The sequence below is a fragment of the Bradyrhizobium sp. I1.14.4 genome (assembly GCF_050435825.1).
In the GTDB taxonomy this organism is placed as follows: domain Bacteria; phylum Pseudomonadota; class Alphaproteobacteria; order Rhizobiales; family Xanthobacteraceae; genus Bradyrhizobium.
On record NZ_JBNDLA010000021.1, the window covers coordinates 59,148 to 84,118 of the forward strand.

Annotated in this window: 23 protein-coding genes and 1 pseudogene; 14 read left to right on the forward strand and 10 right to left on the reverse strand. The window is 61.5% G+C overall.

Annotated elements, in window-relative coordinates; all coding sequences use genetic code 11:
• Positions 1–102: 102 nt before the first annotated feature.
• Positions 103–2,004 carry a molecular chaperone DnaK gene (gene dnaK, locus ABIB78_RS29935; protein WP_429031063.1) on the reverse strand — a complete coding sequence of 634 codons (1,902 nt, stop codon included), beginning with the start codon at positions 2,002–2,004 and terminating at the stop codon, positions 103–105.
• A gap of 567 nt (positions 2,005–2,571) precedes the next feature.
• On the opposite strand from dnaK, the gene ABIB78_RS29940 reads away from it, so the two are divergent.
• From ABIB78_RS29940 to ABIB78_RS29955, 4 genes are all read left to right on the forward strand, one after another.
• Positions 2,572–3,507 carry a hypothetical protein gene (locus tag ABIB78_RS29940; RefSeq protein WP_429031066.1) on the forward strand — a complete coding sequence of 312 codons (936 nt, stop codon included), beginning with the start codon at positions 2,572–2,574 and terminating at the stop codon, positions 3,505–3,507.
• 85 nt (positions 3,508–3,592) lie between these two features.
• Complete coding sequence (gene pncA, locus ABIB78_RS29945; RefSeq protein ID WP_429031069.1) at positions 3,593–4,303, forward strand: bifunctional nicotinamidase/pyrazinamidase; 711 nt, start codon at positions 3,593–3,595, stop codon at positions 4,301–4,303.
• A 23-nt stretch (positions 4,304–4,326) separates the two neighbouring features.
• The gene (locus ABIB78_RS29950) at positions 4,327–5,181 is read left to right on the forward strand and encodes a helix-turn-helix domain-containing protein (RefSeq protein ID WP_429031072.1); all 855 of its coding nucleotides are present in this window, start codon (positions 4,327–4,329) and stop codon (positions 5,179–5,181) included.
• A 68-nt stretch (positions 5,182–5,249) separates the two neighbouring features.
• Positions 5,250–5,675 (forward strand): VOC family protein, encoded by a 426-nt coding sequence (locus ABIB78_RS29955; RefSeq protein ID WP_429031075.1) that lies wholly within the window; start codon positions 5,250–5,252, stop codon positions 5,673–5,675.
• Between the two features lie 45 nt (positions 5,676–5,720).
• Here ABIB78_RS29955 and grpE read toward each other — a convergent pair whose 3' ends face one another.
• A complete protein-coding gene (gene grpE, locus ABIB78_RS29960) occupies positions 5,721–6,326 on the reverse strand; it encodes a nucleotide exchange factor GrpE (RefSeq protein ID WP_429031078.1) in 606 nt (201 codons plus the stop codon).
• A 153-nt stretch (positions 6,327–6,479) separates the two neighbouring features.
• Entirely contained in the window at positions 6,480–7,568 is a 1,089-nt protein-coding gene (hrcA, locus tag ABIB78_RS29965; RefSeq protein ID WP_021078184.1) for a heat-inducible transcriptional repressor HrcA, read from the reverse strand.
• Between the two features lie 171 nt (positions 7,569–7,739).
• Here hrcA and rph point away from each other — a divergent pair, with 171 nt between their 5' ends.
• From rph to hemW, 3 genes are read left to right on the forward strand one after another with little or no spacing between them, the layout of a single operon-like run.
• Entirely contained in the window at positions 7,740–8,453 is a 714-nt protein-coding gene (rph, locus tag ABIB78_RS29970; RefSeq protein ID WP_429031081.1) for a ribonuclease PH, read from the forward strand.
• A gap of 11 nt (positions 8,454–8,464) precedes the next feature.
• On the forward strand, positions 8,465–9,100 hold the full coding sequence (gene rdgB, locus ABIB78_RS29975; protein WP_429031084.1) for an RdgB/HAM1 family non-canonical purine NTP pyrophosphatase: 636 nt from the start codon (positions 8,465–8,467) through the stop codon (positions 9,098–9,100).
• The gene (gene hemW, locus ABIB78_RS29980) at positions 9,087–10,259 is read left to right on the forward strand and encodes a radical SAM family heme chaperone HemW (RefSeq protein WP_429031086.1); all 1,173 of its coding nucleotides are present in this window, start codon (positions 9,087–9,089) and stop codon (positions 10,257–10,259) included. The genes rdgB and hemW overlap by 14 nt, the downstream gene beginning before the upstream one ends.
• Before the next feature lie 91 nt (positions 10,260–10,350).
• Here the strand turns inward: hemW and ABIB78_RS29985 are convergent, their stop codons facing one another.
• Positions 10,351–11,565, reverse strand: a complete 1,215-nt coding sequence (locus ABIB78_RS29985) for a penicillin-binding protein activator (protein ID WP_429031089.1) — start codon at positions 11,563–11,565, stop codon at positions 10,351–10,353.
• Positions 11,566–11,785: 220 nt separating this feature from the next.
• Here ABIB78_RS29985 and rsmI point away from each other — a divergent pair, with 220 nt between their 5' ends.
• The 5 genes and pseudogenes from rsmI to ABIB78_RS30010 form a co-directional block, all read left to right on the forward strand.
• Positions 11,786–12,739 carry a 16S rRNA (cytidine(1402)-2'-O)-methyltransferase gene (gene rsmI / locus ABIB78_RS29990; RefSeq protein ID WP_429031092.1) on the forward strand — a complete coding sequence of 318 codons (954 nt, stop codon included), beginning with the start codon at positions 11,786–11,788 and terminating at the stop codon, positions 12,737–12,739.
• Positions 12,726–13,109 (forward strand): YraN family protein, encoded by a 384-nt coding sequence (locus ABIB78_RS29995; protein ID WP_429031094.1) that lies wholly within the window; start codon positions 12,726–12,728, stop codon positions 13,107–13,109. The genes rsmI and ABIB78_RS29995 overlap by 14 nt, the downstream gene beginning before the upstream one ends.
• A 30-nt stretch (positions 13,110–13,139) precedes the next feature.
• Positions 13,140–14,087 carry a glutathione synthase gene (gene gshB, locus ABIB78_RS30000; RefSeq protein WP_429031096.1) on the forward strand — a complete coding sequence of 316 codons (948 nt, stop codon included), beginning with the start codon at positions 13,140–13,142 and terminating at the stop codon, positions 14,085–14,087.
• Positions 14,088–14,287: 200 nt separating this feature from the next.
• Entirely contained in the window at positions 14,288–15,259 is a 972-nt protein-coding gene (locus tag ABIB78_RS30005) for an MBL fold metallo-hydrolase (protein WP_429031098.1), read from the forward strand.
• Positions 15,260–15,365: 106 nt separating this feature from the next.
• A pseudogene (locus ABIB78_RS30010) lies at positions 15,366–16,010 on the forward strand (magnesium chelatase domain-containing protein); the annotation flags it as partial.
• Positions 16,011–16,556: 546 nt separating this feature from the next.
• Here ABIB78_RS30010 and ABIB78_RS30015 read toward each other — a convergent pair.
• The 5 genes from ABIB78_RS30015 to ABIB78_RS30035 form a co-directional block, all read right to left on the reverse strand.
• Entirely contained in the window at positions 16,557–19,388 is a 2,832-nt protein-coding gene (locus ABIB78_RS30015; protein ID WP_429031100.1) for a DNA polymerase, read from the reverse strand.
• A 5-nt stretch (positions 19,389–19,393) separates the two neighbouring features.
• The gene (locus ABIB78_RS30020) at positions 19,394–19,774 is read right to left on the reverse strand and encodes a hypothetical protein (protein ID WP_429031102.1); all 381 of its coding nucleotides are present in this window, start codon (positions 19,772–19,774) and stop codon (positions 19,394–19,396) included.
• 49 nt (positions 19,775–19,823) lie between these two features.
• The gene (locus tag ABIB78_RS30025) at positions 19,824–20,810 is read right to left on the reverse strand and encodes a hypothetical protein (RefSeq protein WP_429031105.1); all 987 of its coding nucleotides are present in this window, start codon (positions 20,808–20,810) and stop codon (positions 19,824–19,826) included.
• Positions 20,811–20,915: 105 nt separating this feature from the next.
• The gene (locus ABIB78_RS30030; protein WP_429031108.1) at positions 20,916–21,449 is read right to left on the reverse strand and encodes a hypothetical protein; all 534 of its coding nucleotides are present in this window, start codon (positions 21,447–21,449) and stop codon (positions 20,916–20,918) included.
• Between the two features lie 354 nt (positions 21,450–21,803).
• On the reverse strand, positions 21,804–22,277 hold the full coding sequence (locus ABIB78_RS30035; protein WP_429031110.1) for a rolling circle replication-associated protein: 474 nt from the start codon (positions 22,275–22,277) through the stop codon (positions 21,804–21,806).
• Positions 22,278–22,854: 577 nt separating this feature from the next.
• Between ABIB78_RS30035 and ABIB78_RS30040 the strand changes: the two genes are divergently transcribed.
• Positions 22,855–23,241, forward strand: coding sequence for a hypothetical protein (locus tag ABIB78_RS30040; RefSeq protein ID WP_429031113.1), 387 nt, complete (start codon positions 22,855–22,857; stop codon positions 23,239–23,241).
• A gap of 524 nt (positions 23,242–23,765) precedes the next feature.
• Here the strand turns inward: ABIB78_RS30040 and ABIB78_RS30045 are convergent.
• Positions 23,766–23,999: a helix-turn-helix domain-containing protein gene (locus ABIB78_RS30045; RefSeq protein ID WP_429031115.1), complete on the reverse strand. Its 234-nt coding sequence runs from the start codon at positions 23,997–23,999 to the stop codon at positions 23,766–23,768.
• 74 nt (positions 24,000–24,073) lie between these two features.
• Here ABIB78_RS30045 and ABIB78_RS30050 point away from each other — a divergent pair, with 74 nt between their 5' ends.
• On the forward strand, positions 24,074–24,964 hold the full coding sequence (locus tag ABIB78_RS30050; protein ID WP_429031118.1) for a hypothetical protein: 891 nt from the start codon (positions 24,074–24,076) through the stop codon (positions 24,962–24,964).
• Positions 24,965–24,971: the final 7 nt, after the last annotated feature.

The following is a 24,971-nucleotide window of genomic DNA, read 5'->3' on the forward strand; positions in this document are numbered from 1 at the left end:
TGTCTGGAAGATGCAGCGATCGCCTTAAAGAAAAATGACCCCCACTCCTCCGAGACGCGTCGCGTGCTCTTTGGTGTGAGGGTCATGATCGCAAACCCGCGCTTAAGCAGATTTCTTGTTGTTCTTGTCGTCGTCAACCTCGGTGAACTCCGCGTCGACAACGTCATCCTTCGCAGCGTCCTTGGCCGCGTCGGCCTCGGCCTGCTGCTTGTACATGGCCTCGCCGAGCTTCATCGAAGCCTGCGCCAGCGTGTTGGTCTTGGCCTTGATCGCCTCGGCGTCGTCGCCCTTCAGCGCTTCCTTGAGGTCGCTGACGGCGTCTTCGATCGCACGGCGCTCGGTCTCGGCGATCTTCGAACCGTGTTCGGCCAGAGCCTTCTCGGTCGAATGAACCAGGCCATCGGCGTGGTTCTTGGCGTCGACGGCCTCGCGGCGCTTCTTGTCCTCGGCCGCGTTGACCTCGGCGTCCTTGACCATCTTGTCGATGTCGGCCTCGGACAGACCGCCGGAGGCCTGGATCCGGATCTGCTGTTCCTTGCCGGTCGCCTTGTCCTTGGCCGAGACGTTGACGATGCCGTTGGCGTCAATGTCGAAGGTCACCTCGATCTGCGGCATGCCGCGCGGAGCCGGCGGAATGCCCATCAGGTCGAACTGGCCGAGCATCTTGTTGTCGGCCGCCATTTCACGCTCGCCCTGGAAGACGCGGATGGTGACGGCGCCTTGATTGTCTTCGGCGGTCGAGAACACCTGGCTCTTCTTGGTCGGGATCGTGGTGTTGCGGTCGATGATGCGGGTGAACACGCCGCCCAGCGTCTCGATGCCCAGCGACAGCGGGGTCACGTCGAGCAGCAGCACGTCCTTGACGTCGCCCTGCAGCACGCCGGCCTGGATCGCAGCACCGATCGCGACGACTTCGTCGGGATTGACGCCCTTGTGCGGCTCCTTGCCGAAGAACTGCTTCACCACTTCCTGGATCTTCGGCATGCGGGTCATGCCGCCGACCAGCACCACTTCGCCGATTTCGCCGGCGGTCAGGCCGGCATCCTTCAGCGCCTTGCGGCACGGCTCGATGGTCTTCTCGACGAGATCGGCCACCAGCGCCTCGAACTTGGCGCGGGTCAGCTTCATCGTCAGATGCTTCGGACCGGTCTGGTCAGCCGTGATGAACGGCAGGTTGATTTCGGTCTGCGTGGTCGACGACAGCTCGATCTTGGCCTTTTCAGCGGCCTCCTTCAGGCGCTGCAAGGCGAGCTTGTCGTTGCGCAGGTTGATGCCCTGCTCCTTCTGGAACTCGTCGGCGAGATAGCCGACCAGGCGCATGTCGAAGTCTTCACCGCCGAGGAAGGTGTCGCCGTTGGTCGACTTCACCTCGAACACGCCGTCGCCGATCTCGAGGATCGAGACGTCGAAGGTGCCGCCGCCAAGGTCGTACACGGCGATCGTGCCGGACTTCGACTTGTCGAGGCCATAGGCGAGCGCGGCAGCCGTCGGCTCGTTGATGATGCGCAGCACTTCGAGACCGGCGATCTTGCCGGCGTCCTTGGTGGCCTGCCGCTGCGCGTCGTTGAAATAAGCAGGAACGGTGATGACGGCTTGGTCGACCTTCTGGCCGAGATGCGCCTCAGCGGTCTCCTTCATCTTCTGCAGAATGAAGGCCGAGACCTGCGAGGGCGAATAGGTCTTGCCGTCGGCTTCGACCCAGGCGTCGCCGTTCGATGCTTTGACGATCTTGTAGGGAACGAGCTTCTTGTCCTTCTCGACCATCGGGTCGTCATAGCGGCGGCCGATGAGGCGCTTCACCGCAAAGAACGTACGCTCGGGATTGGTCACCGCCTGGCGCTTCGCCGGCTGTCCGACGAGGCGCTCGCCATCGTCGGTGAAGGCAACGATCGACGGCGTCGTTCGCATACCCTCGGCATTCTCGATCACCTTGGCGTTCTTGCCATCCATTACGGCGACACACGAATTCGTGGTGCCGAGGTCGATCCCAATGACCTTACCCATGGTTTTCATATCCTCTTTGCTACGGCAGGTTGGTTGGGCCCTGACGGCGCTCCGTACCGAACCCCCAGACGTTCACATACTCGCGATATTGCGACGGTGAGCCTGATATAGGAGAGAGGGTCCTGCCCGCAAGGACTGGACGCAACGTTGAGGCCTGAAAAGACTGACGTTTGAAAGATTGTGTCAGCCGGGCTCCAGTGCCGGTTCAACCCCGAGCCAAGTTAACAAATCGGCAATGATGACGCCCGCCGTCGACCGCGAACGTCCGCCGCGCGACGTCAGCGCTGTTGAGTGAACGCTTACAAACGTCGTATGCGAGAGCGGCGCACGGGTCGAGGGCGCGCTGTTTGGCCGCTGGCGGCCGATCGCGGAAACGTCGGGAAACTGGAAAGTGCCTGCCAATCAGGGCGAAAAGCCGATGGAATCGGGCCTGCAGGCCCGGAGCGGAGATTTGGCGGCCTGTTGCAGGGTCATCAAAACCGCTAAAAGCGGTCCGACTGAAAGAGGCCATCCAGCCCTGCACCGGCCCCGTTGCGCGGCCACCCAGCAAAACCGGTAGAATCCCCCATGACGCCTTTTCGAGTTCTCGTTGCGGTTGCCTTGCTGATTGCTGCTACCTGTCGTGGCTTTGCCGCCGACGCGGTGTTTCCGCCTGGCGCACATGTCGGGATGAAACCGCTGGTGGGCCTCGTCCGTGCCAAGTCATTCATCGGCTTCGAGACGGAGGATCAGGGCGTGAAGGTCTTGATCGCCGATCTGCCAGCGGACGCCTATACCGAGGTCGCGAGCGCCTTCAAGGCCAACCCGGGCGGCACCGGAAATATCAAGCCGGAGAGCCTTGAGACGCCGGCTGGCCTTGCCTACTACACCGTGGAGAGCGCGCGCAACGGCGCCATCAATGTGCGGCGCTATTCCATGATCCTGCCGGGACCGACCTTCTCCGGCTATGTCGCGGTGCAGGTGCCGGAGAACGCCAGCAAGATCTACACCGACGACGCCGTACGGCAGATGTTCGCCTCCGCCGAAATCCGCAAGGAGGTGCCGGTCGACGAGCAGCTCGGCATGATGCCGTTCAAGGTCACCGAGCTCAGCGATTTCAAGAATGTTCGCATGCTGGCGCCGGGCGCCGCGTTGCTGATGGCCGACGGCGACGACAGGGCCCTTGAGACCAAGCCCTTCATGCTTCTCGGCATCATCGGCTCGGCCCCAGCCACGCCCGATGATCGCGGCCGCTTTGCCCAGCAGATCGCGACCACGATCCCCGGCGTGCGCGACGGGCGGATCACCATGTCCGAACCGATCCGGATCGACGGGCAGCCCGGCTTCGAGACGCGGATCGACGCCGTCAGCGGCAAGGACAACACCCCGGTGACCATCGTGCAGTGGCTGCGGTTCGGCGCGCAAACATCGATGCGCGTCATCGGTAGCTCGCCGCGCACTGATTGGGAGAAGGCCTTCCCGCGCTTCCGCGCGGTGCGCGACGGCATCCAGCCGCGCGGCTGATCGGGCTCTTGCGAAAATCGGACTTTCGCAGGTCCCCGAACGGAACTAGCTTCCTCGCGCGGTTATCAAAGCGAGGAGGGGCGCGATGTTGGATCGACGACGGATTGTTGCAGGCCTCGGTACGCTGGCGCTGGCGACTGCGGTTCCAAGGCGTCTCCGGGCGGCTGCGATCAAACCCGACGATGGCTCCGCACTGCTCGTGATCGACGTGCAGAACTGCTTCCTGCCCGGCGGCAGCCTTGCGGTGAAGGATGGCGAGCAAGTGGTGCCGGTGATCAACCGGATCGCCAAGAGCTTTGCCAATGTGGTGATGACACAGGACTGGCACACCCCCGGACACGTCTCCTTTGCCTCGACCCATTCCGGCAAGAAGCCGTTCGAGACCGTCGACCTCGCCTATGGGAAGCAGGTGCTGTGGCCGGACCACTGCGTGCAGGGCACCGACGGCGCCTCCCTGTCGAAGGAACTCGCGATCCCGCAGGCCGAGCTGATCATCCGCAAGGGTTTTCACAAGGACGTCGACAGCTACTCCGCGTTCACCGAGGCCGACGGCAAGACCACCACCGGGCTCGCCGCCTATCTGAAGGCACGCAAGGTGGAGCGGGTTTTCGTGGCCGGGCTCGCCACCGATTTCTGCGTGGCATGGACCGCGCTCGATGCGCGCAAGGCCGGCTTCGAAACCTATGTCGTGGAAGACGCCTGCCGCGGCATCGACACGCAAGGATCGCTCGCCAAGGCTTGGGCCGATATGGCCAAGGCCGGCGTCAAGCGCATCCAGTCGTCGGATATCGCCTGACCGCCGCCGCGCGCGAGATCCGCATGGCCGAGTCCACGTCACCGATTGCATTCGATCTCACGCAGCGCCTGCCATCGCCACGGATGGCGGGCCTGATCGTCCGGATCACGGGTTATCGCGAGACCGCGACCGGCCGGTTCGCGCAGCGCCAGACTGCGCCGCTCATCGTCCCACTGATCGTCAGTTTCGGCTCGCCGTTTCTGATCGCGCTTTCACGCGAACCCGGTGCGGCCGATAGTCAATCGAGCTTCGCCGCCGGCCTGCATGCGGGGCCGGTCTACATCGAATCCGACGGCCAGGCCGCCTGCGTGCAGGTGGATTTCACCCCGCTCGGCGCTTACAGCTTCTTCGGCGGCGCGGTGACCGATCTGGTCGGGCGCATGGTCGATATCGACGATGTGCTCGGCCATGATGGCCGCCGTCTGCGCGAGCAGCTCGGCGCGGTGGCATGCTGGCAGCGCCGCTTCGACCTGATCGAGGCCTTCGTGCTCAGCCGCGCTGGCCACACGCCGTCCCCCGAAGTCGCGTTCGCCTATCGAAGACTGGCACGCTCGGCCGGGGCCGCCCGCATCACGGCACTGGCTGACGAAATCGGCTGGAGCCGCAAGCATCTGGTCGACCGGTTTCGATCCGAGTTCGGCCTCGCGCCCAAATCGCTGGCACGCATGATGCGGTTTCATCGGGCGAGCCGGCTGGCGCAAAGCGGATCCAAACTTGGCTGGGCGGGAGTTGCGGCGGAAAGCGGCTATGCCGACCAGGCCCATCTCGCCCGCGAGTTCGTCGAATTCGCCGGAGAGCCGCCAACCGCCTGGGCGCGGCGCCAGGCGCTGACCGACCACCGGCTGGTTCACGCCGACGACGCACTGCCGGACTGGTAACAAACCTTCAAGCCGGAGCCGCATGGGCTCATGCAGAGTGGCGCCATCAGCCAAGGAGGTGAGCTACCATGACGCACGACATCGAACCGCCCCGCATCTATCCGACCCTGCGCTGCAAGGATGCTGAGTCGATGATCGCCTGGCTTACGACGGTGATCGGATTCACGGAGCACGTCGTCTACCGCGACGGCGGCGTGATCCACCACGCCGAGCTTGCCTATGGTTCCTCGATGCTGATGCTGGGCCAGAGCCGCGACGATGCCTATGGCGGGCTGGTTGGAGATCTCACCGGCCGACGCACAGATTCAATCTACATCGCCGTCGACGATCCCGACGCCCTGCATGCGAAGGCCAGGGCGGCGGGCGCAAAGATCGAATTGGAACTGCGCGAGACCGACTATGGCAGCCGTGATTTTGCCTGCCGCGACCCGGAAGGAAATCTCTGGAGCTTCGGCACCTATTGGCCGAAGGCTGATGAGAAGCCGCTGTCGTGAAGCCACGGCAGCAAGCTCACACCTTCGCAACCGGCGTCGGACCGATCAGACCGTGATGTCGGCGCTTGGGGCGGCCTTGGCGCCGCCCTTGGAGACGCCGACCAGCGCTGGACGCAGGATGCGCTCGCCGATCATGTAGCCGGCCTGCACCACCTGCACCACGGTGCCCGACGGCACCGAGGCGTCAGGCACCTCGAACATCGCCTGCTGGAAGTTCGGATCGAATTTCTCGCCGATCGGATCGAACTTCTTCACGCCATTCTTTTCCAGCGTGTTGAGCAGCGAGCGCTCGGTCAGCTCGACGCCTTCGATCAGCGCTTTCAGGCCGGGATCGGCTGCTTCCTTGGTCTCGGCCGGCACGGCGTCGAGCGCGCGCTGCAGATTGTCGGCGATGTCGAGCACGTCACGGGCGAAGCCGGTGATGCCGTAGGTTTTGGCGTCGGCGACCTCACGGCGGGTGCGCTGACGGAGATTTTCCATCTCGGCCAGCGTGCGCAATGTCCGGTCGCGCGCCTCGGCGAGTTCCTTGGTTAGCGCCTCCGCTGATCCCGCCTCGGGATCGTCAGGCATGATGTAGGGCTTCGAGACCACGGGCTCACCCGTCGGCGCCGAATTTTCGGTGTTGTCGTTGGCCCGGTTCGGATCGGTCATGGCTTGCCTTCTCGAAAACTCGCGTCGGTTCAAATCTTGGGGATTGCTTGCCGGGATATCGTGCTTTAAGCGGCGAAAATCAAGCGCAACATACCGGTTTCGGGAACAGGGATCTCCGACCTGGGTGCAAAATGAAAGCGAAATCCGGTCCGGTCAGCCGCCCAGCATCTTGCTGACGATCCGCGCGGCATAATCGACGGTCGGGATCACCCGCGCATAGTTCAGCCGTGTCGGTCCGATCACCCCGAGGACGCCGACGATCCGGCCCTGGGCGTCGCCATATGGCGCGATGATGGTCGAGGAACCCGACAGCGAGAACAGCTTGTTCTCCGAGCCGATGAAAATCCGCACACCCTCGCCGCGCTCGGCGCGGCCGAGCAGATCGATCACGCCGCGCTTGGTCTCGAGATCGTCGAACAGCGACTTGATCCGCTCGAGATCGTCGAGCGCATGCAGATCTTCGAGCAGATTGGCGTGACCGCGCACGATCAGCTGCCGGTCCTCACTCTCGCCGCCGGACCAGCTTGCAATGCCGGCCGCAACGACCTTTTGCGTGAGCTGGTCGAGCTCGGCGCGGTTTTGCGTCAATGCCGTCTCAAGCTCGAGCCGCGCTTCGGCCAGCGTCCGGCCACGGATCCGCGCATTGAGGAAATTGGTCGCTTCCGTCAGCGCCGAGGATGGAACGCCCGGCGGCAGCGCCAGCACCCGGTTTTCGACCTGGCCGTCTTCGCCGACCAGCACCACCAGCGCCTTCTCCGGCTCCAGCCGCACGAATTCGATGTGCTTCAGCCGCGCATTCGACTTTTGCGTCAGCACTACTGCTGCGGCACGGGTCAGCCCCGACAGCCGCGTCAACGCCTCGCCGAGTGCCGCCTCGACAGATTGCGCACGGCCGACGGCGGCAAGCTGGGTCTGGATCGATTGACGCTCGGCCTCGGTGAGGTCGCCGACCTGCATCAGAGCGTCGACGAAGAAGCGCAGGCCGAGTTCGGTCGGCAACCGGCCGGCGGAGGTATGCGGCGCATAGATCAGGCCGAGCTGCTCGAGATCCGACATCACGTTGCGGACCGAGGCCGGCGACAGCGGCAATGCGATCAGGCGCGAGATGTTGCGCGAGCCGACCGGCTCGCCGGTCGCAAGATAGCTTTCGACGATTTGACGAAAAATGTCGCGCGAACGCTCATTGAGCTGGGCGAGCCCGGCATGCGGCGCAATCAGGCCTATCGGATCGTGGTGAGTCACACTCCAGTCCTTCACAATTGCTGCCTAATCTGTCGCTCCGGGAGGCCGGTGACAAGCATGCATTCGGCCCCCTGGCACCGGACCATACCGGGGGCCGAAAACTCTTGCCGCTGCCCCTTCCCCCTCCTACAAGCACGCCCAGCCATATCTCTCGGATTTTTGGAGGATTTCATGCGGCCAAGCCGCCGTGCGCCCGATGAACTGCGTCCCGTGTCGCTCGAACGCGGCGTCGTCAAATATGCCGAGGGTTCCTGCATGGTGAGATTCGGCGACACCCACGTGCTGGTGACCGCCACGCTGGAAGAGCGGTTGCCGCCGTGGCTGAAGGGCCAGGGCCGTGGCTGGGTCACAGCCGAATACGGCATGCTGCCGCGCGCCACCCTGGAACGCACCCGCCGCGAGGCCTCCGCCGGCAAGCAGGGCGGCCGGACCGTCGAGATCCAGCGGCTGATCGGCCGCTCGCTGCGCGCGGCCGTCGATCTCGAGGCCCTCGGCGAGCGCCAGATCACGGTTGATTGCGACGTCATCCAGGCCGACGGCGGCACCCGCACCGCCTCGATCACCGGTGCCTGGGTGGCACTGGCCGACTGCATCAACTGGATGAAGACCCGCAACATGCTGAAGACCAACGTGTTGCGCGATAATGTGGCGGCGATTTCCTGCGGCATCTACCAGGGCACGCCGGTGCTCGATCTCGATTACGCCGAGGACTCCGAAGCCGAGACCGATGCCAATTTCGTCATGACCGGCGACGGCCGGATCATCGAGGTGCAGGGCACCGCGGAGAAGACGCCGTTCTCGGAAGGCGAATTCCTGGCGCTGATGGCACTGGCGCGCAAAGGTGTCGCGCGTCTGGTCGACTTGCAAAAGATCGCGGTGGCGTAGTCAGATTGGTTATGCATCGCCGAATCACCGGAAGGCTCGTCATCGCCACCCATAATCCCGGCAAGCTCGCCGAGATGCGGGAACTGCTCGCGCCGCACGGCGTCGAGGCGGTGTCGGCCGGCGAGCTCGATCTGGCGGAGCCCGAGGAGACCGGCGACAGCTTTCGGGCCAATGCAGCGATCAAGGCGATCGCGGCGGCGAAAGCGGCGGGACTACCGGCCTTCGCCGACGATTCCGGCCTCGTGGTCGACGCGCTCGACGGCGCGCCCGGGATCTACTCGGCACGCTGGGCCGGCGAGGGCAATGACTTCATGGCGGCGATGACGCGGATCGAGCGGCTGCTGCAGGAGCGCGGCGCCACCGCGCCGGAGCAGCGCAAGGCGCATTTCGTCTCTGCGCTGTGCGTGGCCTGGCCGGACGATCACCTTGAGGAAGTCGAGGCCCGCGCCGATGGAACCCTGGTTTGGCCGCCGCGCGGCACCGCCGGCTTCGGCTACGATCCGGCGTTCCTGCCCGACGGCTATACGCGGACCTTCGGCGAGATGACCAGCATCGAGAAGCACGGCCTGCCGCCGCTCGGGCTCGGCCTGTCGCATCGCGCCCGCGCCTTCGTGAAGCTCGCGGAGATCTGCCTTGAGCCACGCTGAACGAGAAGCCGCTGAACGAGAAGCCTTCGGCGTCTACGTGCACTGGCCGTTCTGCCTGTCAAAATGCCCGTATTGCGATTTCAACAGCCACGTGCGGCATGCGCCCGTCGACGAGGAGCGCTTCGTGCGCGCATTCGCTCGCGAGATCGAGACGACCGCTGCGCGGGTGCCGGGACGCGAGGTGTCCTCGATCTTCCTTGGCGGCGGCACGCCCTCACTGATGCAGCCGCAGACCGTCGGCGCCGTGCTCGATGCGATCGGCAAGCATTGGTCGGTGGCGCGCGACGTCGAGGTTACGCTCGAGGCCAATCCGACCAGCGTCGAGGCGACGCGCTTTCGCGGCTATCGCGTGGCCGGCGTCAATCGCGTGTCGCTCGGCGTGCAGGCGCTGGATGATGCTTCGCTGAAGGCATTGGGCCGCCTGCACACCGCGCGCGAGGCGCTCGACGCGGTCGCGATTGCGCGCTCAGCATTCGACCGTTACTCGTTCGATCTGATTTACGCCCGCCCCGACCAGACGCCGCAGATGTGGGCGAATGAATTGAAGCAGGCGATCTCGGAAGCGGCCGAGCATCTGTCGCTCTATCAGCTCACGATCGAGGAAGGCACGCCGTTCTTCGGGCTGCATGCTGCCGGCAAATTGCAGACGCCGGACGAAGCGACCGCCCGCGCACTCTACGACGTGACGCAGGAGGTCTGTGCCCGCGAGGGATTGCCGGCCTACGAGATCTCCAACCACGCCCGGTCAGGCGCGGAGTGTAAGCACAACCTCGTCTACTGGCGCGGTGAGGAATATGCCGGCATCGGCCCCGGCGCGCATGGCCGACTCGACATCGACGGCGTCAGGCACGCGACTGCAACCGAGCGGCGCCCCGAGGCATGGCTGTTGAACGTCGAGGAGCGCGGTCATGGCGTCGTCACCGATGACAGCCTCAACAGCGAAGAACGCGCCGACGAATTTCTCCTGATGGGGCTGCGGCTCGCCGAGGGGATCGATCCAAAGCGCTATGCGGCACTCTCCGGCCGCAAGCTCGATCCGCACCGGATCGCCATGCTGCGCGAGGAAGGCGCCATCGCCGTCGATGCCGACGGTCGGCTGCGGGTGACGAAGTCGGGCTTCCCGGTGCTCGACGCGGTCGTCGCGGACCTCGCCGCCTAGGTGCGCGCTGCCAAAATATCGAAAACAACCCCATGCAAAGTAGCTGGCGGGTTCCGGCGCTCGACAAGGCAGCTTGACCGCCTGACGAAAACTAAGCGCCAAAACTTTTCGGCGAGCCTGCGACCGGCGTGCCGCCGCCGGACGCCACTTTCATGACCGCGAGACCACGCTCATTGGTGCCGTCGGAGCGAAAGCGGAACAGGCCGTCGATCCCGGCAAAGCCGGATGGATTGGTCAGCGTCTCCGGCGCAAAGCGCTGCGCGCCCTGGGTGCGCGCAAGCGCCGCCATCAACGCCACGGCGTCATAGGCTAGCGTTGCGGTGCGCACCGGCTCGCCACCGTATTTGGCGCGATAGCGGCCGGCGAAGCTGCGGAAGCCGGACGGATCGGGCGCGGCGTAGAGGCCGCCCTGCAGGACGGGGCTCGCGAACACCCGCGGATTGTCCCACAACCCGGTGCCAAGCAGCTGGATGCTGCGCAGATTGGCGCCGGCCGCGGTCAGCGCATCGGCGGTCGCGACGACCGAATCGCCGTCATCGGCGATCAGCAGCGCATCGGCCTGGCCGAGCGCCTGCGCCACGGTCCGCGCCGGCGTCGCGCGACCGGCGCCGTATTTCTCGAATGCGACGACGCGGCCGTTCTTGCGGCCCACCGCCTGCTTGAATGCGGCCTCCACCACATTGCCATAGGCATTGTCGGGCACCATCGCGGCGAACGAGCGCTTTCCGATCCCCGCGGAATAGTCGACGATGCGATTGATGTCGGATTCCGGCAGGAAGCTCAGGAGATAGACGCCGCGTCCGGCCACGCTCGAATCGGTGGAGAATGCGATCACCGAGGTTCCGCGCGGCCGCGTCAGTTGCGCGGTAGCCGGCACCGAGCCGGCGAATAGCGGTCCCAGAATGATCTCGGCACCCTCCGACAGCGCCTGCTGGGTGCCCTGCGCCGCGCCCTGCGGACTGCCGCCATCGTCCTTGATCAAGAGCTGAATGTTCGGGTTCTGAAACTCCGCCAGCGCCATTTCGGCAGCGTTCCGCATCGACTGGGCGGCGAGTCCGGCATTGCCAGAGGCCGACAGCGGCAGGATCAGCCCGATCTTGACCTGCCCGGTACCGACCGCCTGCGGCTGTTGCGGCGGGCCGGCCGGACCGGCTTCCTGGTTGCCGCCGAACGGGCTGGAAAATTGACTCAAGCTCTGCTGGACGCCGGAGCAGGCCGTCAGCAGCGGCGCGCCCACGAGGAGGCCGAGCGCGGTCCGCCGGGTCGTGCCCGACGGCGGGGACTTGCGGTGATGCGGGCCTTCCATCGTCTCTCTTCTCTTGGCCGACCGTGATCAGCCAGGACGCCATCCAGCTCTGATGAGGCGGGTGGATTCAGGCATATTGTCGGCGAATAGTTAACTAAAACAAAAGGATTATGGCCCCGCGGCGCCCTTGCCGCGGCCTCCATTTCCCCTGTCGGGCAGCGTTCCGTCACCGCCCTTTGCGGATGTGGCGCGAGCGCTGCCATCCCTCTAGATTGGCATTATGCGCGCAAAAGCCAGTTCCCTCCACAGTTCGGATGCCACAACAGGTGCTGCGGCCAGAACCTTTTCGATTGGCAGCCAGCAGCTGGCCGCGCCAAAGGCTGCACCCGGGCTCCATTTGGTCGCGACCCCGATCGGAAATCTCGCCGACATCACCCTGCGCGCGCTGGAGACGCTGGCGGGCGTCGACGTCATCGCCTGCGAGGACACCCGGATAACCCGCCGCCTGACCGAGCGTTACGCGATCACCGCGGAGCTCGCGCTCTACCACGAGCACAACGCGGCCCAGGCCCGTCCCAAGATCCTCGAACGGCTGGCGCAGGGCGCCGCGATCGCACTGGTTTCCGACGCCGGCACGCCGCTGATCTCCGATCCCGGCTTCAAGCTGGTTCGCGACGTCTGCGCCGCCGGACATGCCGTCACCGCGGTTCCCGGGCCGTCATCGGTGCTGACGGCGCTGTCGGTTGCGGCGCTGCCGACCGACCGGTTCTTCTTCGAGGGATTTTTGCCGGCGAAGGAGCACGCGCGCCGCACGCGACTCAATGAGCTCGCCCGGATCGATTCAACGCTCGTGATATTCGAATCGGGCAATCGCGTGCAGGACACGCTGCGCGATCTCGCCGCGATCATGGCTGGGCGCGATGCCGCGATCTGCCGCGAGCTGACCAAGCTGCACGAGGAGGTCAAGCGCGCACCGGTCGCCGAGCTTGCGGCAGGCGCGGACGCGCTGGAGACTCGCGGCGAGTTCGTGCTCATCATCGGCCCCCCGGCTGATGATGCCGGGGTGATGGACCAGGATGCGCTCGACGATCTCTTGCGCGCGCAGCTCGCCCGCGGCAGCGTCAAGGATGCGGTTGCCCACGCGGTCGAACTGTCGGGCCGGTCACGCCGCGAGGTCTACGCCCGCGCCCTCGAGCTCGCAAAAACCATCGGAGACGACGATGGCGAAGACTGACAGCGCCTCGCCCGAACGCGTCGCGGCGTTCCGCACCGGCATCTCGGCCGAAAGCCGCGCCGCAGCCCTTCTGATCGCCAAGGGCTATCGTATCCTGGCAAGACGCTTCCGCACCCCCTATGGCGAGATCGACCTGGTGGCCCGCCGGCGTAATCTGATCACCTTCGTCGAGGTCAAGGCCCGTGCCAGCCTCGACGACGCCGCCTATGCGGTGACGCCGCGCCAGCAGCAACGCATCGTCAATGCCGCCCAGGCCTGGCTGATGGCGCATCCCGAACATGCCGAATTTGATCTCAGATTCGACGCCGTGCTGATTGCGCCGAAGAGCCTGCCGCGCCATCTGTTAGCGGCATTCGACGCAAGCACTTGAAGTTACCCTCAGACCTCGCGGGACACGCCTATGAAATTGAACGTCGCCGTCCAGATGGATCCTATCGCGCGCATCAACGTCCGCGGCGATTCCACCTTTGCGCTGCTGCTCGAGGCGCAGAAGCGCGGCCACGGCATTTCCTACTATACGCCCGACAAGCTGTCGCTGCGCGGCGAGGAGCTGGTGGCACCGCTGCAGCTTCTCACCGTGCGCGATGAGGTCGGCAATCACTTCACGCTGGGCGAACCGAAGCGCGAGCCGCTCAACAGCTTCGACGTCGTGCTGCTGCGTCAGGACCCGCCGTTCGACCTCGCCTACATCACTTCGACCCATTTCCTCGAGCGCATTCATCCGAAGACCCTGGTCGTCAACGATCCGGCCAGCGTGCGCAACGCGCCGGAAAAGCTGTTCGTGATGAATTTCCCGCAGCTGATGCCGCCGACGTTGATCTCGCGCGACCTCGACGAGATCAACGCGTTCCGCGACCAGCATGGCGCCGTCGTCATGAAACCGTTGCACGGCCATGGCGGCGCCGCCGTGTTCCGCGTGATGCCGCAGGACATGAATTTCGGCTCGCTGTTCGACATGTTCTCGGTCACCTTCAAGGAGCCCTGGGTGATCCAGCGCTTCCTCCCCGAGGTGAAGCATGGCGACAAGCGGATCATCCTGGTCGACGGCGAGTTCGCCGGCGCCGTCAACCGCGTGCCGGCGGCGGACGATCTGCGCTCCAACATGGTGCGCGGTGGCGCGGCCAAGGCGACCGAGCTCTCGGATCGCGAGCGCGAAATCTGCGCCACGCTCGGACCGGCGCTGCGCGAACGCGGCCTGCTGTTCGTCGGCATCGATGTGATCGACGGCAACCTGACCGAGATCAACGTCACCTCCCCGACCGGCATCCGCGCAATTCAGCGGCTCAATGGCCCCGACGTCGCCGCGATGATCTGGGATACCATCGAGCCCAAGCGCGCCGCCAAATAATCCTCCCTTGTGCGCCGCACATGCAGGTTGAACTTGAGCCAGAGTTCGACGGCGCATGCGTTCGCCTTATTCTTCTTGCCAGCTTGCGCGGGCGAGGGCAGCATCCTCTTGCCTGCGTCAGGTCAAGCGTCAGGTCAAGCGGCGGGTCAGCGCGCGGGCAACAACGCGACAATCTCATAAAAAATGTGGAGGAAGACGTTATGACGCTCAATGTCTCACGACGATCCTTGCTCGCGCTCGGTGCCGGTCTCGGCGCCAGCACCATGCTCGGCGGCACCGCACAGGCGCGCGCGCCGAAGCTGGGCACGCAGACACCCTATTGGCATCGCTTCACGCTCGGCGATGCCGAAGTGACCGTGGTGTCCGACGGCCCACTTCCGCTCGGCGATCCCTCCGGCACCTTCACCGGCGTGCCGAAGGAAGAGGTCAAGAAGATGCTCTCCGACAACTTCCTCTCGCCCGACAATGTCGTGCTCGAGCAGAACTCGCCGATCGTCAACATGGGCGACAGACTGATCCTGTTCGATACCGGCATGGGCACGTCGCAGCTGTTCGGCAAGACCACCGGCCGGCAGCAGAAGAGCATGAAGGAAGCCGGCATCAAGCCGGAGGACATCGACGCCGTCGTGCTGTCGCACGCGCACATCGATCATATCGGCGGCATCGTCGATGGCGACAACAAGCCGCTGTTCCCGAATGCGCAGTACTACATCGCGCAGAGCGATCTCGATTTCTGGACCGACGAAGGCAAGATGGGCGGCGGGCTGAAGGATTTCATCGTGCACGCCCGCAAAAACCTGCTGCCGGTGCGCGACCGCATCGTGTTCTTCAAGGACGGCCAGGAATTCCTGCCGGGCGTGCAGGCGATCGCAGCACCCGGCCACACCGTGGGCCACACCATCTTCATGGTGAGTTCGGGCGGCAAATCCTTCGCCTTCCTCGGCGACCTCTCGCATCACGCGGTGCTGCTGCTGGAGCGGCCACGGATGGAGTTCTCCTACGACACCGATCCGAAGCAGGCGGCGAACTCACGGGTCAAGCTGCTGGAGATGCTGGCCGCGAACAAGACGCCGGTGATGTCCTATCACTTCGCCTGGCCCGGCTACGGCCACGTCGCCAAGGCCGGCGAGGGCTTCCACTACTATCCGGAACCGATGCAGATGACGCTGTAACAGCGGCGCATCCGGGAGCGGCTCGCGTCGCCCCCGGATGTTCCCTTAATGTTCTTGCGCTGGGAAGCCCGCTCCGCTACCTTCGATTGCGGAAGATAGGGGCAGCATGGTCCAGCGCGTTTCTACCGTCGCATTCGAGGGGATCGAGGCCCGCGCGGTCGACGTGCAGGTCCAGGTCGCGCCGGGACTGCCGGCGTTTGCGATCGTCGGCCTGCCCGACAAGGCGGTGTCGGAGGCGCGCGAGCGGGTGCGTTCGGCGCTGATCGCCTCCGGGCTTGCGCTTCCCGCCCGCCGCATCACCGTCAACCTCGCGCCGGCCGACCTGCCCAAGGAGGGCAGCCATTACGACCTGCCGATTGCGCTCGGCCTGATGGCGGCGATCGGGGCGATCCCGCCGGATGCGCTCGGCGGCTTCACTGTGCTCGGCGAGCTTGGGCTGGACGGCTCGATCGCGCCGGTGGCCGGCGTGCTGCCGGCGGCGATCGGCGCCAATTCGCGCGATGAGGGATTGATCTGCCCGGCCGCCTGCGGCTCGGAAGCCGCCTGGGCCAGCCCCGACATCCAGATCATCGCCGCTCACTCGCTGATCCAGATCGCCAATCACTTCAAGGGCACGCAGGTTCTGTCGCGCCCGCAGCCGAAAGTGCATGAGCGCGAGGAAGCGCATCTCGACCTGCGCGACATCAAGGGGCAGGAGAGCGCCAAACGCGCGCTCGAGATCGCGGCCGCGGGCGGGCATCATCTGCTTATGTAGTGTCCTTTTAATTTCGGATTGATTGGACACCTGGTCTTTATATGGTGGCCTTTTGGTATCGCCCTCTCCCCGTTTGAACGAAGCCACTTATCAATGCCGACTCGCTCGGAAGCCTCAGACTGAAGCGACGCGAGCGAAGAAACGCTCCGAACTGGGGCGTCAGATCAGTCCAGCGCGTGCTGATACTCTCGGACAGGTCACAACCTGGAGGTTATAAGGTTGCCGCATTCAAAGGACTTCATCGATGGGCTCAAGGCGGCCGAGGCAATTGCCGCAAAGGAGTTGTCCGCAGCCGAAAAAGAGTTGGGTTACAATCTCGCGGCCAGTGTTAGAGAGCGGACCGATGTAAGGAGAAACACCGCCGAAACTATCTTGCGAGAAATTCGCAGGGCAATGGTCTAAGAATCAGATCGCAGACCGAAAAAAAGATCGCCCCGCTGTATTGCGGGACGATCTGATTGGGACCGCAGTTGGACTGCCGACCCCTGATTGACTGTCGTTACGTCACTGGCGAGGGTCCGTAAAAGTGACGTACGGGATAGATCAATACAAACTTACGGAGGCGCCGCCCTCGTCTGCATTGTCGCGATAATTCCCATCCAGAGAACGACTCGCCTGGACCCGATCGATAAACGGACATGAGGCCGACAGCGCCTCTTCAAGTTCGTAACCAATCATCGACTTGGTCAGAATGGCTGCGGATTCAAGGTTCGGTAACCTTTCCGTCAATCTCTCCAGCATCTGAAAAATCCGAGCCGTTCGAGGTGTTGTGTGCGGTTTGAAGGCAGTCCGCTTGCCGTTCTCGACGGTCGCCCTCGTAGTCACGATGCCGTAGTCCTTGAGCCCGACTTCATTCAGAACTGCCGCAAAATCCGCTGCCGACATTGATTGGTAGGCCGCCAGACCCGCCTTGCCGTGCTTGAATGCGCGACAGAGATCTCTCTGCAGTCTGCTGACATCAGCGGTTGGAGTCCGTTTGAGATACGGCGCGTCCTTCGCGTCCAGTCCAGCAATCATATCGAAGAACCGCGCGAAGTCTCGAAAGTCCCCGACTGTCTTGATGCATCGGCGGTTCGTACTCCAGTGATCGTCCCAAAACCGGCGCAGCTTGTTGAACTCCTCGATGGTCTCCCAGGGCCTCGTGCTAAACGCAACGTGTTCGAACTTGCGCCCGAGCGGCAAGACCTCGCCGGACAGCATAGCCACTGCGTGGGGCTTTCGTTTGAAGTCGAATTCCATGCTGATGCGGCGCGGGATTTTCTTCGAGACGAGGTCAGCGTCCCACAGGATCGTCTCCCGGATGCTCGTGTGCACCTGAAAATCGATCTGGCTCGTCGCCGATCGATCGAGGAAAGTCTGGACGATATAATCGTTCTGCTCGTCGAGTTCCGTAGAGAAGATCGGTGGTTTAATGCCGGCGCGAGCCAATACGATTGATTCTTCTCTGGTCGCCTCGCCCGGCCGCAACGTTGCTTGGCCTCTGGTTCGCCAGCCAAGTAGCTGCCGGACAGAATGCTTCTCCTTTAGAGTGTCATCGATGCCCGTCAGTTCTTGGCGAAGACGGCCGAATTTTCGCGCGAGAGGACCAGCCTTAGCGACAGCCATCTCATCCTCTGTCGCATCAGTAATGAACCCATCTGTTGTGACGCTGAAGACCATTCGGTGCGCGGGGATGAGGTTCATAATTTCACCCACAACTGCGCGCACACCGGATGTAATCTCGGCCGCCAGAAAAGGATTGGTTATCGGACTCGGAGATACCCGTTGGCCGCGCCTTGTCCTGAGATTAAAGACTCGCTTGTCCCTGAGCCCCTGTGCCGTCTTGCCATAACAGGAGTTCGTCGCCTCCTTCCAGAACGCTTCGTCAAACTCGCTGCCAGCGTCCCGAGCGGCGAACCTGTTCGCTATTGACTGCTTGATGAATGGAAAGAAAATCCTGTCATTCACATCCCTGGGGATGCTGATGCCGAGCAGCAGATTGAGCCGGCACCCCATTTGGCGCGCAAGCTCGATCTCCGGCATCACGCAGCAACTGCGTCCCTTGAGCGGGAAAATGATGCCATTCTGGGATCGAACCGGCAGGACGGGGTATCGGGTAGAGGCGGGAAACTCGAAATCGACCCATACAAGGCCGAGATCATCAGGCCCGATTTCAGAAAATGCTCTGACAGAATGCGCCTCCGTCCATCGAGGCCGACCAATACCAGCCATGACGGTGGGGTACGCACCAGAAAGGTCGTAGTCTGAATAGACGCCGACTGGGCTCGGGCCGAACCACAGTTGTTCATTGCGACCACCGTGGTAGCAATCGGTTGCAAAATCGATCCAGTAGTGAAGCTCTTGAATGAACGGCTCGCTCTTTTCGGTGCGGAAAATGTGCCGTTTGTCGTCGTAGACCTTCTCCTCCACGCGTTCACGGCCGACCACTTCGACTGGATCGAGTTCCCTCTTTTCCCAATCGTTGATGAGGAGCTTCATGCCAATCGAGGAAAGTGCTGTCGGCGCGAAATCGCCTGTGATGTCGGCGACGGTATCCGCGAGCCTTTTGTAGTAACGGGCGCAGATTTCGGCGTCGAGGAGCGCATACTCACGAAACAACTGCCAATCGTCAGCTCTCACAAGCTTCATCAGCTTCTTGAGCTCTCGATCCTCCTCGTCGGTATCGGCAAGCTTGATTTTTTCGACACCGACCAACGGCGCGATCTTGCTTAGGCTCTTCCGATTGGCCGCTGTCAGCAGGATGGTATCGCGAACGTAGACGTTGACGTCTGCATGGTCATCCCTCGTATCACTGAACGCGATTCGTACCTTGATCGGCACGCCAAGTGACACAAGCGAGTTCCGAACGTTTTTCAGCCGAGGAAATATTTGCTTTGTATCGTCAAAGGCGGGCACGTCAGCACGATTATAGTGCCCGACGAGAATGATTGTCTTCGGGATCTGCTCCCCAAGCATCGTTCCTTTGCCGAGCGCATACACCAAAAATTCAGTGAACGACAGGCGACGGCCTGGTTCAGGAATGGCAATGCCTGACCATTCGACGCCAGTGTGATTGATAGCGTAAAACTGGTACGAGAGGACTTCGTACTTTGCCAATCGATCTCGCACCTCTTTGTTCGTGTAGAATTCCTGCAACTGCTGATACTCGGTGTCGAAACCGAGGATCAGATAATGCGTGTCCCGCTTCAGATCGTCCCGTACGTCGTCTCGGTCGATTGAGAATTGAGCCTTTGGCCCGGTAGGCCGCTCAGCGATCAGCGCACTGTTAGTAGCCAACAGGAACGCTTCTCGACCCTGCTTCATCTTTGATTCTGACGACGCAGGGTGCTCAGTGTGCTCGGCGATGTCAGCCGATTCTTCAGGTATAATGTCCATTGGGTTCACTCGCTCCGCTCTCGGAGTTTCCTGCGCTTGTGGATAGCCAACCGCGTTTTGGCTGTCTGGACTTCCGCTGCTGTGAACATGTCCGAGTCGGCAAAGTCGATGATCGCCTGCTCCACTGAAAGATGCTCGAGATCGTGTTCCGCGAGCACTTGGAATCCGTCGTACGGCTTGAGCACGTTATTCATATCGACCAGCATCTTGGCGACTGATACGGCACCGTGCAGCTCGATCAACTCGCGAAGGCCGAAGAATGAATAGTCGATTTGGCTCTCTGCCGTTTCGATGTTAGCGAGCACGTGTTCTCGAAATCTCTCTTCTGGTGTCATGTCGAATTCGTCTTTCTTTGCGCGATAGGCACGCAAGCCGAGGGCATTCATGCCCTCGGTCGATCGTGCATAGCGTTGGAGTTTTAGACTATGGTTCGGGTTACGCGGCCGGCTCTTCGTCCGCGATCATCCACCCATTCTCGGGGGAGTTGGTGATTAGGTGGACATTGGTTGCTGCAATCTTTTTCAGAATCGACCTTCTGACCTGTTGCAGTGAACTCTTGCTGCCTTGAACGAGAAGAACAGCATCGTCGCCAATGCTCTCAGCGAGATCGAGCACCCGTACCAGATGATCTCGGACCAAGAACGCGGAACAGCCCGGGGTAAATATGACAGTGCTGCCCACCAACTCATCATCATCGGGATCAGTCGGATCAGCCTCGGCGCCACCGACCACTGTGCCGGTTTCGCTCTGGACGACTTCATCCCGTTGAGCTGCTGATTCAGAGTGTGGGCTCCCTGCGCGGCTTTCGTTTGCGGTCTGCTGCTGCGACACCTTTGAAGACTTGGCAGGCGCCGGCGGACAGAGTTTGCTACGTTCGCCCTTCAGCCACTGGCGTGTCGCTGGCCCATCGCTGCTTGCGAGCAGCTCGTGCAGCTTCGCAATTGCGGCGTCAGCATCCTCGATGCCCCGAATATCTTCCATGGCTTCATAGAGAAGTGCCATCTCGTACAGCACCGAATAGCCGGGCTGAACATATGGAAGGATCTTGGGATGCAGAATAACCTTCGCGTTCTGCTTGATCTTCTTCAGCCTGGAGATCGTCGAGTTTGACGTCTTGGCAGTCACGCCTTCTGCGACCTCCGCTGCCGTGAGGACCTTTGCTCTGGCAAGCTCCAAAAGGAATTCCTTCATCAACGCCTCGTCGGCCGCGAATGCCGTCAGGCCTTCCGACAGAACGACCGTGCTCGACACTTCCTCTTCAATGCTCGCAGCACGATGGGCGACGAATCGTCTCGCGAAATTGGCTGGATTGCTGGCCTCGCAAGCGGCCACATCGTCACCGGTGAGTAACCCCTGTTTTGCACCGTCGGTGCAAAGGTTGGCCGATGCTTCGAGGGATTGTTCTTCAGTAAGTACTTGCATATCAACACCTTTTTGGTTGGTTTCGGTGCTGATAGTCGTATCGATGAGTGGGGGCTGCGTCGTGTAGGATATTGCAGTCTGCTCCTACACGACCTGTATGCAATCCTAACCGTCGAATAGGTTCAGTAGCTCAACATCTTCTTCCGAGGCCGTGCCGTTCGCTATGCGGCCTCTCTTCTCCCTCAAAATTTCCTGAAGCTGGATGCGTAGGCTCTCGCCTGTTGCTGGGTATTCATCCGGTTTGCTGTCGTGGAGGCTTTCACAAAGTAGGCCTCGACGGTTGTTCTCGCCCTCTATGCGCTGGGCGATTACGTCACGAAGAAACTGATTCTTGTCACTCTCAGTCCAATCCGTCGTCACGCGTGTCCAATACTTCGCATAGGCGTTTACGACAGCTACCAGCATGAACTGCCAGTGCCCGGGTTTATTGATGTCGAGGCCTGCTCTATTGAACATCTCGACCAGACCCGGAGCACTGTCTTCGTCTGGTACGTGTGGCTTGAACTCGCGCTCCCAATCGTCCCCTTCTTCGATCCCTTGCTTCACTTCCGCCAAGAACTCGAATAACTCATCCCGGAAGTTGCGGCTATGTTGCCGCTTGGGTCCTTCCGACGCTTTCTTCAAGGGCTTCTTGGTCACTTCGCATCACCTCTTGGTCTCTCGCTGCCGAAGTCTATTAGAACCCAATCAACTGTTGAAGCGTCGTTCGGAACGCCCTTCGGCGAAAATCAAGTTGCCAGTCCGGTTCGCACTTCGAATCGATTGCGGTGGTCCTTTGTAGGCCTGCCGGACTCAGCGGCCTTCAGGTACCTGAGGCATTCTGATCATAGACTTCGTATTTTTGGTATCCAAAGACCGCGCCTTCGGTACTCTGCTTTTGAATCGTTGCTCTCTACGTTACTTCCATTGGGCTACAGTTAGCTATTGAAGCGTCACCACGGGGGAACGCCTCCTGCCTGAAAAAATAAACGATCGGTTGCCTGAGAGGAGACTTCACTCAGCAATCAGTTGGCAATTGGCCCAATCTATAGAATCGAACAGCGAACGCTTCTGGCGCCGCTTGAGGAGGTAATCTGTCCAGCCTTCGTCCGGCTGGTCTTGTACATCGATCTGCCGATACCCAAAATCTGTCTTCGCCCATTGTTCACGCAGCACGGCATCAAAGCGGCCGAAAGTGCAATGGTATGGGCGGTCGATGATGCAGTGATAATGCAGCCGATTGTCCGCGCTAGTTTCGAGCACCACGATCATCAGCAAGCGCTTGCCATATCGCTTGACTGCGCTCCCGAGTAGTGAGTGTTCAAGTCTGTTGCGGAAGTGCCTGAAATTCTCAGAAGCAACGATGTCATCGGCCGAACGTGCTCCGTAGCGCTTTTTCATCGTAAGGGTCACTGCTGCCGGCGCGATGAATGGCATCGTGTTTATCAGGCGAGCCAATTGCTCCCGGCATGCCTGCTCGGACGGCATCATCGGTATCGAATGGGCTGCCAACGTCGAGCCTTGCGAAGTCTACACAGCGTTCGAAGAAGCAAGTGGCGCGCCTTCTCACTGAGGATCAGGACCGCACCGGCCGGGCCGGTTAGCAGTAGTTTCTGCTCGCCCATCAAATTGAGGCCGCAAAGCCTGACTCGGTATTTTCCCGTAGTGCGTCGGGCATAAAGGGCCTTTCGCAAGTCCATCAATTCGAGAAAGTTGGCTGGCTCGTTCTGTTTGAGCCATTCGATAACATCGGTCGAGACGCCGTTTCGATGGCGGTCGCGATATTTCGGCTTACGATTGGAAGCTTCCTGCGGGACCGAAAGGGAAGGAGTAAGAGTGCGCTCTGGTTCCCAGAGCGGTGGCGCTGTTGCCATGTAGATATGATCTCCGTTTTCGTTGCGAATTGGGATTGCGGACTGACAGTCGATGTCAGCCCCAACGGAGATATTTAGAAATTCTGCTGATAACGCCTTCGGCTACTGGGCGAAATTTTTGACCCAAATCGCTGTTGCCCAAGTGTCGAATTCAGAAGACGGCGGCTCCATCAATAACGAAGGAGCCCATCATGGCACGCGCATTGACTTTGGTTGCAACGCAACGTCCAAGTGCGACTACCCCGGTGCTGAAGCGACGCAACAAGTTTACGTCGAGCATCGATCAGCAGATCACGAAGATTTCTCTTTTCAGAGAGGGGAAGAGGATCAGCCGGGAAAGCTTTTGGGTTGAGAACGGCGCAATATTTTTCGGCTTGAAGTATGGGCGGACGCCCCTGGAGCTCGACAAGGGAAAGAGCACTCTGAAGGCGTCAAGTTGGGACGATCTCGTCGAGCAGTTGGACCAGATCAAGACGATCGCTGTTGCCGGCGGCATGGACGAAGCACTGGCTGCCTGCGCAAATGCAGTGAGGTCGAACTTCAAGACTGCGAAGGACAAGAAGGCAGGCAAGGGCTAGCTCATTCAGAGTAGCCGAATGTCAAGGCCTGCACCTCACTCGCACTACCCGATCATTGCGGCGCTCTGTCTCGTGTTCAGCGTGACAGCAGCGCCGTACGTCGTGTTCGTTTCGATCGTCTCAGAGAGTCCGCTCCTTCGCGCTCTGGCCTTCCTCTCGGGTCCAGTCACATTCCTCGTTTGGATCATTGTGACTGTGAGGGCGCTCCACCTACTCGGACTTGGCTACTGGTCACTGACTTCGACCTATGTGTCACTTCTTTCCGAGGGGGCGGCTATCGGACTGGCCTGTCTTGCAGTTGCTCTCCAGCCGAATGGATCACATGCAGAACCCAACGCCACCGTTCTCTACGCTGCCGGACTGGTCGCTCTGGGCAGCCAGTGCTGGTGCGGCTGGTACAACTGGAAGAGAACGGGAAGCGCACTATTGGCCTTCAGTGTCACTGTGCTGCAGCTCACGACGAGCAGCTTGATTATGCTGCTTCTGATGCTCCGCAGTCGTCCTCCGGAGAAGAGTCGTGGGCATTAAGCCTTCCTGGCCGCTTTCCGGGCGGGACGCTGGAGAAAATCGGCTGGTTCGGCCTGAAGTACCGTCGACAGCTTCACTAGGATCTCCAGACCTACCCAGGTCGCCCCTTTCTCAAGCTTGCTGATGTAGGTGCGATTGATGTCGGCCTCATATGCCAGCGTCTCCTGCGAGAAGCCACGTTCTCGCCGAATCCTCCGCAAGTTAGCCGCAACCACCTGGCGCCAATCCATGGGCCAAAATGATCAGGCTGTCGTTTATTGACCCACCGCTTTAAATCGACAAAATTGGCTGATTGGAGGAAAGCATGAAGTCCAAAATTTCGATTTTTCTGGTCGCCTCTTTGCTGCTTTGCGGCACGGCCGCATCGGCGCAACAGCAAAGCATTGCTGCTCGGATGTGGAATGCACTCCCACCTGTTTTTCGGACCTGTGTTGATAACCAACTTCGTCAGGAGCAGGGCTCGAACCTGGAGGCGCTCATAGCGGCAGGTGTTCGCCCGTCCGATCCGAGGCTCACGGCAATACAGGAGTTTTGTAACAGCGCCGCCGGAGTCGAGTCCGTCGCACATCCCACATTCGGGGGTCCCGACAGGTCAGTAGTAGAATTTTCCGAGTGGATGAATGCCACCATCCTGGCAAAGCCGGTCTTCGCCAAAGCATTCGCCCAGTGTCGCGAGGTCGTGGGGCTCTACCAAGATAAGGTGTTAGGCCGGTTGCAGGCTGCCGAAGCTGGAGCAACCTCAAAGAGCGATCAGCTCCGAATCCGCACGGTCAAGGATGACCTAGGGTCTAAGAGGGGTCCCGCCGCAACAGTCGCCTGCATCAAGCAGTTCGTTGCTTCACTTGCCATCGCCAATGCCTCGAGCGGATTCTATGCCGATCAGTTGGGCGCACTCAACGGAAGGCTGCTCAACAATGCTATCAAGCTGAAGGAGGCCAGCGCTTCCAGGGTTGAAGATATGACTGACCAGGGACTAGCACAGTTAGCGATTAAGACCGGGCTCGAGAATTTCCAAGCTCAAGAGCTTCAAGCAGAAATTGACGCTGTGGGACAATATGGGGGAGGATCAGGACCATTGGCCTGTTTACTTCCAGCGGAATGGGTTGGTGTTGAGCCTGGCGGCTATTCGCCCTGCCATGGCTCCTATCTTGAGAAGAAGGCTGCCGAAATCGCAGTTCTTCTCAAATCGAAATAATTTTCGT